Consider the following 14469-nt stretch of genomic DNA (forward strand, 5'->3'; position numbering starts at 1 on the left):
CCCATTAGCATGTCGTAATCAGTGTCTAACACTTCATTAATTGTGTAGCCATCTATACCCTTAACGATGTTTCTAACTAAGCTGTAGAGATTATCTAAAGCCTCTTTAGCGGTTATTTTTCCGCTGTCTCTTCTTTTTTTGGGTCTGGTTCTACGCCTAACACTGCCCAAATCTTTTGTTGGATTGCTTCTTGGAAATCACGAGCATCTAGTCCATCTAATAAAGCTTCTGGTGTCACACGTTCGTCATCAAATAGACCAGCGACAAATTCAAGTTTTTTAACCATAACATCCAAACCTTGTTTAATCTCGCCCTCTTCAATCGCTTTTTCAATTTCCACCCATTCAAATAATTTTCGCATTGGAATATCTTTCTGAATAAATGTATTAATGTTGCCTTTTTCATCTTTTAATTCTAATCGTAATTCTTTTGCCATATTTTTAACCTCCAAAAAATAGGCTACTCCATATGGAAGTAGCCGTTAACTGTTGTAAAATTATCCTACTGGTAATGTTGTTGGGAATACTTGTTTTTCTAATTTTGTGATTGATTCTTGCGCATCCCCCACATATTTACCAACTACTTGACCAAATGATTCGCCTTCTTTAGTATCTTCAATTGCGCTGAATACATAAGTTTCAGCTTCAGGCGTAAATGCTTCATTGTTCAAAGTATTTAGTGTGATTGATTCTTTTGAGATTTTTCCTTTAAAGAAACCTAGCATGGCTTTTTCTCCTTGTAAGTTTCCTGACTCAAGCATGATCGCTACATATGGTGCTTCAGTATCATTACCAATATATGAAATGCCTTCTGAGGTCGTTTTATAGCCTAGAATTTTATCATTTGCTGCATCTGGTAAATCTAACAAGCCTAAGTTAACTGATACGTCACCAGTACCACGTTGCGATACGTAGTAAGCAATATCTGAACCGTACACTCGAGTTGCTTCTTTAGATAATCCTGTAATTTCTGCTGTGGTAGTTGCACCTTTCTCAGCCTTACCTTCAACAATAATTTTTTCAGTTACTGTACCATCTGATCCAAAAATACCGATGGTAGCACGTTTAAATCCTACTAATGTCATTTTATTTCTCCTTTAATAATTCGTTTCGTATAAATTAGTAACTTTACGGTATCTTCTGACATCAACAAATCGTTGAACATCGTCTAGATACTCATCCAATCCAAATTCCAGTTGACCAAAACCTAACTCCCACATTAATTGCTTAATGCGATATGCTAGTTCTTTTACTTGCTTGCGATTACCACCTTCAACACTCAATTGATAAGTCATCTCAATTGCCAGTTCTTGATTAGATCCATAGATAGCTGGTATTGGTGTTGAAAAGGGTCTGATAATAATAAAAGGTGTGACCATTTCATCATTATCGTTGTGCGTATAATAGCGTATACGACCTTTAACTTGTTCTTGTATAATCTCATCATAATTCAATTCATCATAAATTATATCCAGCATGTCTAACATCTATTTCACCAACTCACTTAAATTTTCACGCATATTTGACAAGAATTGATTTCTTGAACCATCAATATACCCTTGGATTACACCCATTCCACGAGGACTGTACGAACGTCCATGACGAACATAGCCAAATTCGTTTAAATGAATTAACTTATACCTTTGCATTGGCCCACGCCAGCCAACCTTAGCAATATGTCTACCGCTAGAGTTTTTAGTCGCTCTACCATGGGTTGTTTCTTCAACCGTAGCCCCTGTATCCTTGTATGAACTGATAGCTTTAGCCAGTCCCTCAGTATATTCATCTGCTGCGGTATTAATCGCTTTATTGACGATACTTGAGACACGCCTTTCAGAAAATTGCTTTTCTAAATTAGCAACAATTTCATCAGCACCTTTGATTTCAAAATTAAAGTCCATTACGCATCCGCTCCAAGCAGAACCGTAATGAACTCACTATTTTGAACATCCGGACGAATATCAGTAATATTCCACTGCATGTTTTTATACCTAAAATCATCGATAATAACTACATGATGAGACTGTGGTTGATAGTCAGTTAACGGGTCTCGAATTTTAATCGTGATACCCTGTTTCACACTCGTACTATGCATAATTTCCAAGTCCTTCATCGATGGGTTGTATACTTCTGCATAGCAATAAAACAATTTAGTTAGTCCAGTTTGATTAGGTTCTGGACCACTCGTTTTTGATTCATAGAAACTTACTGGTGTACGCAGTTCCCCGATATCTGTTACAGGTTTCTTATACGGTCGATTCATCATCTTGCATCAACTCCTCACCATTTAGTCTTAGTGATAAGTCAAAAATACGAGATTGGAAGTTCTCGTAAAAGAACTCTAAATTACCCGTATAAGCGTATCTCGCACGATTAAAGACAAGCTCCTTCACTTCCCTATCCAGCAGACTACCGCCCACCAGAGACAAGATATCAAGCTCTGATGCGCCAAGTAAGTCTGTTAAGTAGTCATCTTCAACAGAATGGAATATACGCATGTAAGTTTTGAAACTTTCTAGCAATGGCGTATCAACCATATTCATCACCTACTTTTCAGTTTTTGGTTCATCCAATCGCTCTAAGAAAGTATCGTCTAAGTTTTCAGCTACTTCCGTAGAACGTTTAACCGTCATCTCGATTTCATCATTTTTGTTATAAACTTTACCGTTTTTAATATCCTTAAAATCTTTTAAAACTTTATATTTAGCCATCTATTTCACCTTACCCTTCTGGTAAAGTTGCTGGTTCAGCTAATGTCCAAACTGCAGTTGCTTTACCATCTTTTGCTTTACCGTAAGCAAATTGTTTAGCAGTGTATAAATCTAAATCTTCTAATGCGAATGTTTGGTCGAACTTACGTAAAGTAATACCACCACCAATGTACGCATCGTAACGAGATTTAACAAACGATACTGCCGTACCTTTTTCCTGGAAAACAGATTCAACAATATTGATGTTGAATGGCACTGCATTTACATAAACACCATTTGCATTTAAGATAGTAAATTTCGCTTCGATATCTGCTTTATCTTCTGAAGAAACTACTAGGTATAATTGACCTGCAGTATTAATTGCTTGTCCATTAGATTTAGTAGAGTGGTACTTCTTAATATCTTTAAATTCTTGAATGATTGAATCTGTATTGGCAAATGATAAAGTCCCTTGAGCTGTTTTAACTGGATAAGTCGTCACGCCACCAGATACAGTACCATTATCGATATCACGGTTTAAACCAATCGGTTTATCATTACCATCACCAGATAGGAATGCTGCTTCTAAAGCAACTGCAAATGCTTCAGTGATTTGCAAGCGAACAAAACGTTCAATCCAGTTAACAGATAAATCTGCTAAGTCTTTTGGAACAACAACAAATGCTGTTAACTTGTTTTGAATCGCAACTTCATCGCTGAATGTCGCATCTAATTGACCCTTGATTTCATCGAACACTTTACCCCAAACCGCTTGGCCAGACGTTTCAGAACGTAAGAATTTCAAGCGAATACCAGCGGATTTTAAGCCGATTGCATCTAGTAATGGATGTTCAGTTGTTAAATCTTCGAAGATTTCATCAATTGTTGTTTCTGGTAATAATTTTTCTTCTTTATAACCAACCTCAGTATTGATTTCATTAAAGAATTCATACGTTTCTTTGCTCATTTTAGCCTTGTTGATGTTAGCAGCTTGGTCAACTTGAAGATTAACTTCTTTCTTAGCTTCATCCATTACATCTTCAGCTAATGCATTAATCATATTTAAATAAGCGTCACCTTGTGCCTCTTGATCAGCGCCATTTTTTACAGCATTAATAAATTCCTCGCGTTTAGAAGCGAAGTTTGTCATAGATTTTAATTTAAACATTTAATTTTTCTCTCCTTTAATTTTGTACTAAAAAAGGAACCGTTCAAAACTTTTAGCTTTGGGTTCCTCTTTCTTGTTATTTTCAATTTCAACATCAAAATCAGCTTTTAGCTTTTCATAAATCTTGTCCACAATTTCATCAGTGTTTACTTGAACACTAGCCATTGGTAGCTGTTTATCATTCCGAACTTTATCAATCACGTTTTGAGGGATGATACCATTCGTTAATCCGTTTGCTACAAGTTCAAATACTGGTGTCGATTCAGTGTATTCAATTACTTCATCAACAAATCCGTATTCTAATGCTTTATCAGCATCCATCCACGTTTCTTTGTTCATCAAAGCTAACGCTTCTTCTTTAGCAATTCCAGACTTACCAACATATGCATTTGCAATTGCTGAGTTAGCCATTTGTAATGCTTCGCTAGCTGCATCCATTGCATGATAGTCGCCTTGCGCACCAACTGAAGCATTATGAATCATAATACGTCCGACTGGTGACATCTTAACTTTATCTCCAGCCATCGCAATAACTGATGCTGCAGAACCGGCCATTAATACTTCTACCGTTACATTTCCCGGGTAGTTTTTTAAATCTGAGTAAATTTGATTACCTGCATCAACATATCCGCCATAAGAATTAATTTCAATAACTACATCATCAGTCATATCAGCTAATGTATCAGAAATATCTTTAGGACTAGTTGAATCCATATCAAATAAATCATAAATCCATTTATTATCATTAGTTACAATTGTACCGTGTACTTTAATTTTCTTCACTTATTTCCTCACCCCTTTCATTATTCTGATATTCAGTGTAATTTTTCGTGATATAGTGTTTATCCATCATGGGGTCATCCACTTTATCACGTCCTAGTTCTTCTAGAATGTCATTAGGACTAAAGACTCCTGAAGCTACCAACTTATCAATCTGAGTAGATAACTCAAAAACATCTGTAGTCAGTACGTTTGAAATAGTTAATCGTAATCCCTTTTGATAATCTGATTGAGATATCATTAAACCATTCATCTCATCGGTAAGCATTTTAATCAGCGGATTAACCACATTTTCTTTGTACAACTTTTTATTTTGTTCTAACTCTAGTTTATCTCCAAACACTAAATTTGATGGTATTCCGACTAATTCAGCAACTTCAGCAGTCATCGCATAACGCGCACTATTTAAATCGCTAAAAGGTATATTACTTGAATTCCCTTTATTAGAGAATTCTTCAATATCCATGCCATTTGGTGTCATAACATAAGCTGTTTCTTTAGTATCAAAAATTTTGAACATATTATTCAAATAACTTTGGACCTGCTCCGTCCGTTCTTTAGCATCTGCAAAAGTACCGGTTTTGTTAATAGAAACAGAACCACGGACTTGACCGTTACGCCAAACTGATTTTAGTAATGAATTAAATAAGTCCGCATAATCTTCAAAAAGACCATCAATCATTTTAGACAGTTGCTCATTACCATATTTTAGATATAGAACTTCAGAACGAATAAATGGTCTCTTATAGGTATATTGACCAACAACCACATCTGTAAATCGATAGTCATATAAACTTATAGAATCATCTTTAACAAATGAATCTGCAATCAACATCTGATCATCGTCTGACATAATAATCAAAACCTCATTATCGAATAACAACTTATAGAACGCTTTTTGCCAAAATTCTGTAGCATTCTGATTTCTATTAGGCCGTACATTTAACTTGTATTCCCAATCGTGGGTAAAATCATCATCTTTACCATCCGGTGTCTTGATAATGAATTTAGCAGTAGACATTGTTCTTGCAACATAATTCACGACTTTATCAATGGATGTTTGTTTTAAATAAACACGCTTCGTGTGATCATCAATCGGATACTCATAACCAATCAATTCTACTTTATTTATTCGGTTCTTAATTGATTCCCATAGTCCCAAAATTTCCCTCCTTTCTAATATTGTAATTGGCTAACCATATCGAAAAATTCGTCTAAATCAGTCTGGTCGTCCAATTCATTAGCACGATACATTGCATGTACCAAAGCTTGGAATCCATCAGTTTTACGCTTCACTTCTTCTTTTTTATCGAAAATTTTACCGTTAGATGTTTCTTTTACATACACATTATTGGTGTACCAACGCATCAGAGGATTATCTTCGAATATGATTTTATTATTTGCGAATCCATCTTCAATTCTTGGTGCAACAAGCGGATGAATAGATTGCGGACGTTTAATTAAATCGACCTCAAAACCTTCCTTTTCAAGTAAAGGCCTTAATATATCCAACTTAAAGTTATCGGCCACAATTCTTTCAACGCCATATTTTTCTCTAGCATTTACAAACCACTCCACGATATGCATTGGATCAAGAGATGGCTCATCAATAACTGACATGAGTCCTTGTTTTTCCCAAGCTTTTATGGGGGCTTTCTTGCTTCCGCCCAATGCATTTGCTGAATTTGAATAACCATAATGAATATCAACAAAATGTTTAATAGCGAATGAATGGGTTTTGAATGCATACTCTTCTCCTTTTTTAAATAAAAGTCCACATGCTGCAAAATCTCGAACAGATCCATAATCAAGCGATCCAATAGGTTTTAATCCGTCTAAATCAAAAAATGGTCGGTTAGTTGCTAGTAACTCTTCTCGACTAGCAACGCTATGTTCAGAGTCACCCTCAATTACGTTCATTCGTTTTGTAACAAACATAGGTCGTCCAGACGGCTCATAGGTTAAGTCTGCATACTCATCTTCCATCGTTTGAAGCAATCGTTCCGCACGTCCTGTTAATGGTTTCTGTAGAGTAGGATTAGCTTTCTCCCACAAATCTGGACTATCCATCTCTTTTATATCATCCAACTCACAAATAAATGGAAAATGGCCATTAAATGGTGCATCACCGTTTAAAATATTTGTTGCACGATCATAGAGCATATCGAAATAGCCTTCTCTAATGAATCCTTTCGTACCAATGAAAAATTGTCTCGGATTTGGTTTCTTACCAAGACCACCAGTAAACACTTTTACCAATTCTGAATTCTCATATTCGTGGAACTCATCGAATATCAACGCACCTTCACGACCACCATCTTTTGTTTTGGCATTGGAGGTGTGGTACATAATTTTAGATTGTGTTTCTTGACTAATAATCTTGCTTTTCCAAGGTTCAAACTCACCAATAGGCTCATCTTCAAAAGTAGTATCACGAGTATTAACTGCTGACAATCTAGGGTCTTTGATTATTTTGTTATAAATTTCTTCAAAGGAAGTTTTTGCTTGATGTTCCGAGTTGGCCACAATTGAGACATCATATTCTTCAATTCCATGCAAACTTGATGCCAAGAAATGAGCCATTGTTGATATAAAACCATTCTTACCAGCACCACGGCCCATAACCAAGATGAATATTCTAAATACTGGTGTGTCATTAGAACGCTTATAAAAGAAAACAAAAGAAGCGAGGAACTTTTCCCAATCATCTAAGGGATAGTACCATCGCTCACTAAAATTAATATAATCTTCAATTTGCTGGTCATCAAAGTAATACTCATTATCTTTGGATAAGATATCTCTTTTTAACCACTCCACTAATTGAACCCGTTTTTCATTGAATACCAAATAACCTTCTTGAAATAGTTCCAAATAAAAATCAACATGTTCTGTACGCAACATAGGCTAACCACCCAACAAGTTTTCTCTCGCTGAACTTTTAGCTTCTTTTGGCAATAATTCAGTTAGCTGCTTAATAATATCTTTATAAGTTTTATCTCGATTATCATAATTTTCAACAATCGGTCGTTTTCGGTCGTATGGAATTTGGTCTTTTGATTGACTAAATCGCTCGTACTCTCCATTCTCCAAAATATCCTTCCAATTGTCATCCAAAAGGATACGTAGTCGAGCAGCTTGAATGATTAAACCTTCAGCAATATCTAGTTGCTCTTTTGGTATATTTTTGAAAATTTCACGTAATCTTAGTTCTTCAATTTCAGAACGATTTTCCATTTCTTCTATACGGTCATTGATTAAATAAAGCAAGGAAACATCTAATGCTTTAGCGATATTGTTTAATGTTTCTATACTCGGTGAATTGTTTCCTGTTTCAATTTTTCGATAATAAGATTCAGAAATATTTGCTGATTCAGCCAGCTCTTTTTGAGTTAATTTATGTTCATTTCTTAGTCGTTTAATACGTGTGTTAATATTCAATTCCAACCATACTCAACCTCCTTTCTTCAAACAATTAATATGGCGGGGGATAGGGGTGCTAGAAACGGTTACGACCGTGCAAAAGACCCTTCCCACCGGTTTCCTAGAATGGCTTTGTATCAACCTTTTCGACCGGGGGTACCCATTACCAAAACTCATCGTTCCATTTTATATTTTTCGTTTTCTCGCGATAATTAAAGCGATTATGACGTTTGTTATGGCAATCTTTACACAGTGTTCTTAAATTAGATTCATCAAGTGCAAGTTCAGGATAGTCTTTCAGCTCTTTGATATGATCTACTTCAAGGACTGAGTCTAATTGACTAGTAACCTTACCATCTCTCTTACACCACTGGCATTCATAGTTATCGCGCTCTAATATATAAGCTCTCATCATTCGCCAATCAGAACTTGTATAGAATATTCGTCTAGCTTTCTTACTTGAAGTATCTAAGATAGTTATCACATCTCCTTTGCACTTTAGCTAATGCTTGACTGCATGTCAGTCAATCCAAGATAATGGATCACTCCCCTTATTCATCTGCATATCGCTACACATATCAATCACCTCACGACGTAATAAAAAGCCACCCATCACTCGTAAGTGTGCCTATTTTTAGGCTGGGTAGCTATTGATGCTATTTTTATTACTCAAAACTACACAACCCCCAGAGTTATCGAGTCCAATCAAAATGTAAGGCCGTTTGCCCACCCGGTTTTAGGACAATCGCATAAGTAGCTACCAAATGCAATTACTCTATCGACATTGTGCAGTTTTCAATAAGCAACCATACCCGACTGTTGCTACAACAGTATATAGGTTAGTTGCCCCAAGCTTTAAACCGAAACTTGGCTGGAAAGTTTTTTTATAACGCTGTTTACCTTAGGCGTCCCTAACTTATTAAAGCGTAACGGAAATTACTTACTTATACGAATAACCCACATCCTGCATTTTCGTTAATATAGTAACCGAATCAACATGCCAACCTATCGTCCTAGTTGGTGGATATGTTAAAGGTTATTCTGTATAAATAAATAAAGCAAGGTTAGTCAGTGATGATTAAATGTATGATTTATTTGAGCTGACTGTGCCTTGCTATGCTACTGGAGAGTGGTCGCAACTCTCTTACCTGCTAAACATCAGTAGCTTATATATCCACAGGAGGAACCTGCGTTTGCTTTATGCATATTTCCGTATGATAAAGACTTTCCACTAAGGAGGTGGCTATGTGATACCTCATCGCCTAAATATCACAATACCAATATACATCAGATTATTGCCTTAAAAGTCCGCAATTAGTCCAATTCACCTAACTTCCTACCAATTTCTTCAACGACAGTTTTTCTAACTTCAAAACATCTAGATCTTGAGTTTCTAGTAGCCATAGCGATACCGTCCCAAGTTAACGTTCTTGGCTTTTCGAAGTAATATAGTTTAATTACACTATAATCATCTTCGTGCAGCTTTTTTAACACTTCTTCGATGATAAACTTTTGTTCTTCTAGCCTAGCTAATCGCCTATCTTGGTCGAGCGTTACCACAAAGTTTTCAGCTAGACTAGTATTAGACTGTGATTTGCTACCCCCTATATTTTCATCATATTCTCTAACAGGGTATAGAAGTGCTAATCGACGTTTTTTTATTTCGCTATCTAATTTAGGGTAATCTTCTAAAAGTTGTTCAACTCTTTTAAAATCTTTACTTGCCACTCAATCACTCCTATTCGTTTTATCACGTTCTCTCGCTTGCTGTTGCTCCTCAATTACATCGAATATCGTGTTCAGCATTATGAAAATGAATGTACCTACCACAACGATCAATGCGAATGCACTAATGTACAATAACAGTTGTGTTATTAGGTCCATCTATTCCACCAACTTCGCCAACTTATCTGGCTGGAAACCTGTCCAAGTCTCGTTGGCAGTAATAATAACTGGGACCGATTTATAACCCATCCCTTTAACTTCCTCACGATACTGTTCGTTTTCTTCAACGTTCTTCTCAATAAATTCAATACCTCGTTCGCTTAAGTATTTTTTAGTAAAGTTGCATTGCATACAGTCATTTTTAGAATAAATTATTGGTGTCATATTTTAATCTCCTTTATATGTTAGTAAACCATCTTGCGACCAAGCACCCAGCGTCCACCTACATTTTTAAACGTGATGTACTTTTTAGGTGTTGACCTTTTATTATTTCGTTTTACTTTGAATTTGCTATCTGCTTTCAGCAAATCACTTTTTAATATCATTGTTAAATCGATATACATTTTCCATGATTTCACATCGTTTTTCCCGTGTTCAATTTTTTGGTAACTTCCTTTTGAAAGTTCAATCATGTCACCAATCTCTGCAGTAGTTAGATCAAAAAACTGGCGGCGTTTTCTAATTAACGAAATATCCACATCTTTTATAATTTCTTCGTGTCGTAAATATTTATTAATATTTCGTTCACTTCGATAATCTTTACCAAACAAATCAGCTAAACCTTTATCGATTTTAGGTATCATTTCATCTGCAAGTACATTTTTAAACCAAAGGCTTTTGCCAACACCGCAATGTCGTTGCATATCTGCTTGTGTCACACCATACTCAAAAGACAAAATTCTAAATAAATCTGCTTGCGTTACGTACATTTCTTTCCTCCTCTTGCAGCTTTTCAAAAAACCATTCATCAAAATAAATGAAAGTAAGTAGCAAAAATGACCCTATGACCACTACACATGCTATTACTAAAAATAGTAAAAATAATAAAATAACCAATGCATTCACCCTCGACCTTTATCTAAAAACTTAAGGTGTGCAACTAAAACATCAACTACCAATTGATTTCTTTTATATTTAACTTCTAATTCTCCACACGACATGATGACGTAATCCCAGTAATCACTTTCACTAAGTGTTTGACTATTTAGATTCACTGACTCTACCCAATCAGCTAAATCCATGTAAAACTGTCTCATGACCTATACCTCCTCAATCCGGATGTAGATCCCTGGCACTGATCCGTTGACCCAAAACTTTTGAATGTGTTCGCTAACTACTAGTGCATCATCTTTCCAAAATTCGAGGTCTGTCATCACATCAAAAAGTAACTTATTCATGTTATGCGTATCTGGCTTAGTTTTTTTCCAAGCCCCATCTTCATGTCTAGTAGTCGGGAATAGCCACTTAACTGTGCATTGTACTGCTGAGTTAAACGGTTCATCAGGCACACAAGGCGCTAGGTGATTCATCAATTGAGCTCTAGCAGCTTTCAGTGAATCTGGTTCGTAAAATACCGGTTTGCCCTTTATGATTGTTACTTGTTTCTGTTGATGTGTAGTCGTTGGTGGATTCTTCATTGGCATAAAAAACTCAAGCACTTAATCACCTCATTATTTAATATCTTTTATACGTTCTCGGTGCTCTTCCATTTCTTTAATGTCTGTATCTTCGTATTTGACGACAGTTTTAAAGGCACTAGTGAAACAAATCATTAATGCAATCCATCCGCCACCTAGTATGGAGACAATTAGAATAGTCAAAATTGACATTATTTCACCTTCCCACTAAATCTATCTCTTAACTCTTTTAGCCATTGATCACGCCAATAAGGTGCAGCATCTTGAAATGCTTTTAAGACTTCTTGAAAAGTTAAATCCTCAATATGTGCTTCTCTTAAAATTTCTAATTCTGAATTCACAACATATAGTCTATCTGCTTCGATATCTTTAAAATTACCAAACTCGTCATAATCATTTAAGAATGTTCTCCAAACGATATCATCAAACGACATAAACTTTTGATACAATTCCCAAAGCAGCTGTTTACCTGTGTAGATATAAATATCATTTGTCATTTTTATACCTCCAAAATTTTTAATATTTTCCGCGCTATTCGCTTCTGCGTGAAATGAGTTAGGGAAATGTCCGGGCAACTCAGCCGGACTTTCCTACTCACGAATTTTAGTTTGCAAAACACTCCATATACTTCCCTTGGGAAGTACTTTTTCATTTCACTGTTTCAAACGTTGATATGACTGGATTTTGCAAGTTTTGAAGAAATTGAAATTTACCCAACTTTTTCACTGTGAAAGTTTTGAAATTGTTGCATCTTTTTCATTTCTTTCAGCGTGAAACTCATGGGACTTTTTCATTTCTTCACTCATCTTGAAATTATGAAATTTACCCAACTTTTTCACTTCAACGTTCTACAATAAATCCATCTACTATTTCAAAATTTTCGTGTTCTTTAACATAACTTCTAATAGTTCTGTCCGATTTTCCCATGGTTTCAGCAGCGATTTTAACATCTACTTTTCCATCTTCAACTAAGTCATCAAACGTTTCTTCAAGTGCTTCTAATCGCAATTGCTTTCTTTCTTCTTTATTATCCTTATTTGCTTTTGGTCCTTTTTTCTGCCAAGGAGCCTTTTCAGATTCCGGCTGAACTTGTTTCAATATTCCACTTTCGTCAATGTTATGAGTAGGATACTCAAACCACATGTCAACTGGCGCAAACTTCTCAAACTCACGTAATGTACCTTCAACCCGCCATGCTGATTTCTTCTTGGCGCGTTGCCCAGCTTCAATAGTAGCCACTACTAATTGCTGTTGGTACTCTTTCAAACCTTGTTTCGCATGATTATCCATGGCCACTACACTTAACTGATCATCACGACTTACCCATGTATCAAAGTAGCCTGGGTTGTAATGTTTGAACCAACGAACAATTTCGTCACATACGGCTCTATCTGCTTGTTGATTCCGGATGCCTTCGTTTACATCAAGTTCAATCAAGTCTAGAATTGCATCCGGGTCACGGGCGAATACGCCTGAACCACTGGCACGATCCATTGAATGTTTACCACCTTGAGCACCTTTTGAATGATGATGAGCATAGATTACTGCAGTTTTTAATGATGTGGCGATTTTGTCAAACTGATTTGTAAAGGCTGCCATATCCTCGGCTGAATTTTCATCCCCTGTTAAAACCTTGTAAATAGGGTCGATGATGACGGCGATATAGCCTTTCTTTTCCGCACGTCTAATCAGCTTCGGTGCTAATTTATCAAGTGGTGCAGTCTTACCACGTAAGTTCCAAATATCGATATTTTGGATATTATACGGTTGTAAACCTAATGCGGTATATACGTCTTTGAATCGATGATAACCACTGGCGTCGTCCAATTCTAAGTTGACGTACAGTACACGTCCTTGTGTACATGGCCAACCTAACCAACGAGTACCTTCAGCAATTGCTATGGCCAACTCGATTAAAGCAAATGACTTACCTGCTTTAGATGGACCAGCAAACAATAGTTTGTGTCCTTGTCTAAGCACACCTTCAATAAGCTCTGGAGCTTTCTCTGGCATGCTGTCCCATACGTCTGATAAAGGCGATGGGTCCGGTAAATCGTCGTTAACTTCTTCAATCCATTCTGACCATTCTTCATATGACGATTTACCAATGTTAGAATCAACAATGAATTGTTTTTTACCATTCCGCATAATTCCAGGCAGTCGACTTAATCGACTAGGATTCTTGTTTTGCGTATCTACTTCTAAACCGTTACGCTGACACACGGTATATAGATGATTCACACGTTCCTTATATTGTGGTAATGAGTTGGCATCTATACGTACAATGGCATGTAAGGAACGTCCACCACTATGTACTAACATGGCGATTGGTAATTCTAATTCTCTAAGCAATGAGTTTTGACGAGCGATTTCTGTATTGTCTGACTCTACTAAGGCATAGCGATAATCTGTAACGTTATCGTTTTTAACACCTTCACCATCTAGTGGATTAAATCTTACCCAAGCACCCGCTTCAGGGTCTGTATCTCCTAAAGCAGCACCTAAGTCGTCACCATATTTCTTGATATCTTCAATAATTTGACCGGCAGTCTTTGAGTAGATACCTTTACTTGGTAAATGCTTACCATCGCCTGTTTCGTATGTACTCGTCACATATCCAACGTAATCATTGGAATCAAATAAGGTATTAATGTAGCGAATGACTTCTTCGTGTGGCTTCCAATTAACTGGCTCATGTACTTCTCTATCTTCAATCCAAGCATCGTCTACAATGCGTAACTCATCTGAAATGACTGAATCCCATGACAATGCGCCACCTTGTATATTGCTGCGTTTTGATTGCCAGCCATTGTCTTTGGCCATTTGTGTAATAGTTGCTCCTGTAATACCTGTATCTTGGAACGTATCCCATTTGAAGTAACATTCTCCAGATTTGTGTCGGCTATCACTGGCTGACCATTCTTCCCAGTCGTGTGCTGTATATCCTTCTGCTTTTAGTGCCATGCCTACGTCTACCCATTCTTGGTATGATAAGCTTGCTGGATCTATTTGGTTTAATGGATCTAATAAATTAAATTTTGGCAAGGTAT

The 14469-nt window shown here is 36.4% G+C and carries 21 protein-coding genes; all 21 read right to left on the reverse strand.

The features are described from left to right. Nucleotides 1-112 precede the first annotated feature (112 nt). The gene (gpG, locus tag EF384_RS01105) at nt 113-436 is read right to left on the reverse strand and encodes a phage tail assembly chaperone G (RefSeq protein ID WP_123779143.1); all 324 of its coding nucleotides are present in this window, start codon (nt 434-436) and stop codon (nt 113-115) included. 60 nt (nt 437-496) lie between these two features. Continuing rightward, entirely contained in the window at nt 497-1084 is a 588-nt protein-coding gene (locus EF384_RS01110) for a major tail protein (RefSeq protein ID WP_123779144.1), read from the reverse strand. 12 nt (nt 1085-1096) lie between these two features. Beyond that, nucleotides 1097-1486 (reverse strand): hypothetical protein, encoded by a 390-nt coding sequence (locus EF384_RS01115; protein ID WP_148076694.1) that lies wholly within the window; start codon nt 1484-1486, stop codon nt 1097-1099. After that, nucleotides 1487-1900: a hypothetical protein gene (locus EF384_RS01120; protein WP_111856905.1), complete on the reverse strand. Its 414-nt coding sequence runs from the start codon at nt 1898-1900 to the stop codon at nt 1487-1489. Next, nucleotides 1900-2265 carry a phage head-tail adapter protein gene (locus EF384_RS01125; protein ID WP_123779146.1) on the reverse strand — a complete coding sequence of 122 codons (366 nt, stop codon included), beginning with the start codon at nt 2263-2265 and terminating at the stop codon, nt 1900-1902. Before EF384_RS01125 ends, EF384_RS01120 begins: the two co-directional genes overlap by 1 nt. Beyond that, entirely contained in the window at nt 2246-2536 is a 291-nt protein-coding gene (locus EF384_RS01130) for a head-tail connector protein (protein WP_123779147.1), read from the reverse strand. Before EF384_RS01130 ends, EF384_RS01125 begins: the two co-directional genes overlap by 20 nt. Before the next feature lie 9 nt (nt 2537-2545). Further along, a complete protein-coding gene (locus tag EF384_RS09730; protein WP_199729689.1) occupies nt 2546-2710 on the reverse strand; it encodes a hypothetical protein in 165 nt (54 codons plus the stop codon). Nucleotides 2711-2720: 10 nt separating this feature from the next. Next, on the reverse strand, nt 2721-3857 hold the full coding sequence (locus tag EF384_RS01135; RefSeq protein WP_123779148.1) for a phage major capsid protein: 1137 nt from the start codon (nt 3855-3857) through the stop codon (nt 2721-2723). 27 nt (nt 3858-3884) lie between these two features. After that, on the reverse strand, nt 3885-4640 hold the full coding sequence (locus EF384_RS01140) for a head maturation protease, ClpP-related (RefSeq protein ID WP_199729690.1): 756 nt from the start codon (nt 4638-4640) through the stop codon (nt 3885-3887). Continuing rightward, nucleotides 4627-5799: a phage portal protein gene (locus EF384_RS01145; protein ID WP_158607392.1), complete on the reverse strand. Its 1173-nt coding sequence runs from the start codon at nt 5797-5799 to the stop codon at nt 4627-4629. The genes EF384_RS01140 and EF384_RS01145 overlap by 14 nt, the downstream gene beginning before the upstream one ends. Nucleotides 5800-5813: 14 nt before the next feature. Next, nucleotides 5814-7538 (reverse strand): terminase TerL endonuclease subunit, encoded by a 1725-nt coding sequence (locus tag EF384_RS01150; protein ID WP_123779150.1) that lies wholly within the window; start codon nt 7536-7538, stop codon nt 5814-5816. Between the two features lie 3 nt (nt 7539-7541). Continuing rightward, nucleotides 7542-8081, reverse strand: coding sequence for a helix-turn-helix domain-containing protein (locus tag EF384_RS01155; protein ID WP_233569996.1), 540 nt, complete (start codon nt 8079-8081; stop codon nt 7542-7544). A gap of 139 nt (nt 8082-8220) precedes the next feature. Then, a complete protein-coding gene (locus tag EF384_RS01160; RefSeq protein ID WP_123779207.1) occupies nt 8221-8532 on the reverse strand; it encodes an HNH endonuclease in 312 nt (103 codons plus the stop codon). An 839-nt stretch (nt 8533-9371) separates the two neighbouring features. Further along, the gene (locus tag EF384_RS01165; RefSeq protein ID WP_123779151.1) at nt 9372-9785 is read right to left on the reverse strand and encodes a DUF722 domain-containing protein; all 414 of its coding nucleotides are present in this window, start codon (nt 9783-9785) and stop codon (nt 9372-9374) included. A gap of 156 nt (nt 9786-9941) precedes the next feature. Next, the gene (nrdH, locus tag EF384_RS01170) at nt 9942-10166 is read right to left on the reverse strand and encodes a glutaredoxin-like protein NrdH (protein ID WP_123779152.1); all 225 of its coding nucleotides are present in this window, start codon (nt 10164-10166) and stop codon (nt 9942-9944) included. Nucleotides 10167-10186: 20 nt separating this feature from the next. Further along, complete coding sequence (locus EF384_RS01175; protein ID WP_123779153.1) at nt 10187-10711, reverse strand: hypothetical protein; 525 nt, start codon at nt 10709-10711, stop codon at nt 10187-10189. Between the two features lie 132 nt (nt 10712-10843). Then, nucleotides 10844-11038 (reverse strand): hypothetical protein, encoded by a 195-nt coding sequence (locus tag EF384_RS01180; RefSeq protein WP_123779154.1) that lies wholly within the window; start codon nt 11036-11038, stop codon nt 10844-10846. A 3-nt stretch (nt 11039-11041) separates the two neighbouring features. Next, on the reverse strand, nt 11042-11440 hold the full coding sequence (locus EF384_RS01185; protein WP_199729691.1) for a RusA family crossover junction endodeoxyribonuclease: 399 nt from the start codon (nt 11438-11440) through the stop codon (nt 11042-11044). A gap of 12 nt (nt 11441-11452) precedes the next feature. Then, on the reverse strand, nt 11453-11611 hold the full coding sequence (locus EF384_RS09700; RefSeq protein ID WP_158607393.1) for a hypothetical protein: 159 nt from the start codon (nt 11609-11611) through the stop codon (nt 11453-11455). After that, nucleotides 11611-11916, reverse strand: coding sequence for a hypothetical protein (locus EF384_RS01190; RefSeq protein WP_123779155.1), 306 nt, complete (start codon nt 11914-11916; stop codon nt 11611-11613). The genes EF384_RS09700 and EF384_RS01190 overlap by 1 nt, the downstream gene beginning before the upstream one ends. A 343-nt stretch (nt 11917-12259) precedes the next feature. After that, complete coding sequence (locus EF384_RS01195; RefSeq protein WP_123779156.1) at nt 12260-14464, reverse strand: AAA family ATPase; 2205 nt, start codon at nt 14462-14464, stop codon at nt 12260-12262. Nucleotides 14465-14469: the final 5 nt, after the last annotated feature.

This window comes from Aerococcus agrisoli (genome assembly GCF_003797145.1).
GTDB lineage: Bacteria > Bacillota > Bacilli > Lactobacillales > Aerococcaceae > Aerococcus > Aerococcus agrisoli.

Coding starts and splice junctions, on each gene's coding strand:
- gpG (WP_123779143.1), bottom strand. CDS start 436: ATGGCAAAAGAATTACGATTAGAATTAAAAGATGAAAAAGGCAACATT.
- EF384_RS01110 (WP_123779144.1), bottom strand. CDS start 1,084: ATGACATTAGTAGGATTTAAACGTGCTACCATCGGTATTTTTGGATCA.
- EF384_RS01115 (WP_148076694.1), bottom strand. CDS start 1,486: ATGTTAGACATGCTGGATATAATTTATGATGAATTGAATTATGATGAG.
- EF384_RS01120 (WP_111856905.1), bottom strand. CDS start 1,900: ATGGACTTTAATTTTGAAATCAAAGGTGCTGATGAAATTGTTGCTAAT.
- EF384_RS01125 (WP_123779146.1), bottom strand. CDS start 2,265: ATGATGAATCGACCGTATAAGAAACCTGTAACAGATATCGGGGAACTG.
- EF384_RS01130 (WP_123779147.1), bottom strand. CDS start 2,536: ATGGTTGATACGCCATTGCTAGAAAGTTTCAAAACTTACATGCGTATA.
- EF384_RS09730 (WP_199729689.1), bottom strand. CDS start 2,710: ATGGCTAAATATAAAGTTTTAAAAGATTTTAAGGATATTAAAAACGGT.
- EF384_RS01135 (WP_123779148.1), bottom strand. CDS start 3,857: ATGTTTAAATTAAAATCTATGACAAACTTCGCTTCTAAACGCGAGGAA.
- EF384_RS01150 (WP_123779150.1), bottom strand. CDS start 7,538: ATGTTGCGTACAGAACATGTTGATTTTTATTTGGAACTATTTCAAGAA.
- nrdH (WP_123779152.1), bottom strand. CDS start 10,166: ATGACACCAATAATTTATTCTAAAAATGACTGTATGCAATGCAACTTT.
- EF384_RS01175 (WP_123779153.1), bottom strand. CDS start 10,711: ATGTACGTAACGCAAGCAGATTTATTTAGAATTTTGTCTTTTGAGTAT.
- EF384_RS01180 (WP_123779154.1), bottom strand. CDS start 11,038: ATGAGACAGTTTTACATGGATTTAGCTGATTGGGTAGAGTCAGTGAAT.
- EF384_RS09700 (WP_158607393.1), bottom strand. CDS start 11,611: ATGTCAATTTTGACTATTCTAATTGTCTCCATACTAGGTGGCGGATGG.
- EF384_RS01190 (WP_123779155.1), bottom strand. CDS start 11,916: ATGACAAATGATATTTATATCTACACAGGTAAACAGCTGCTTTGGGAA.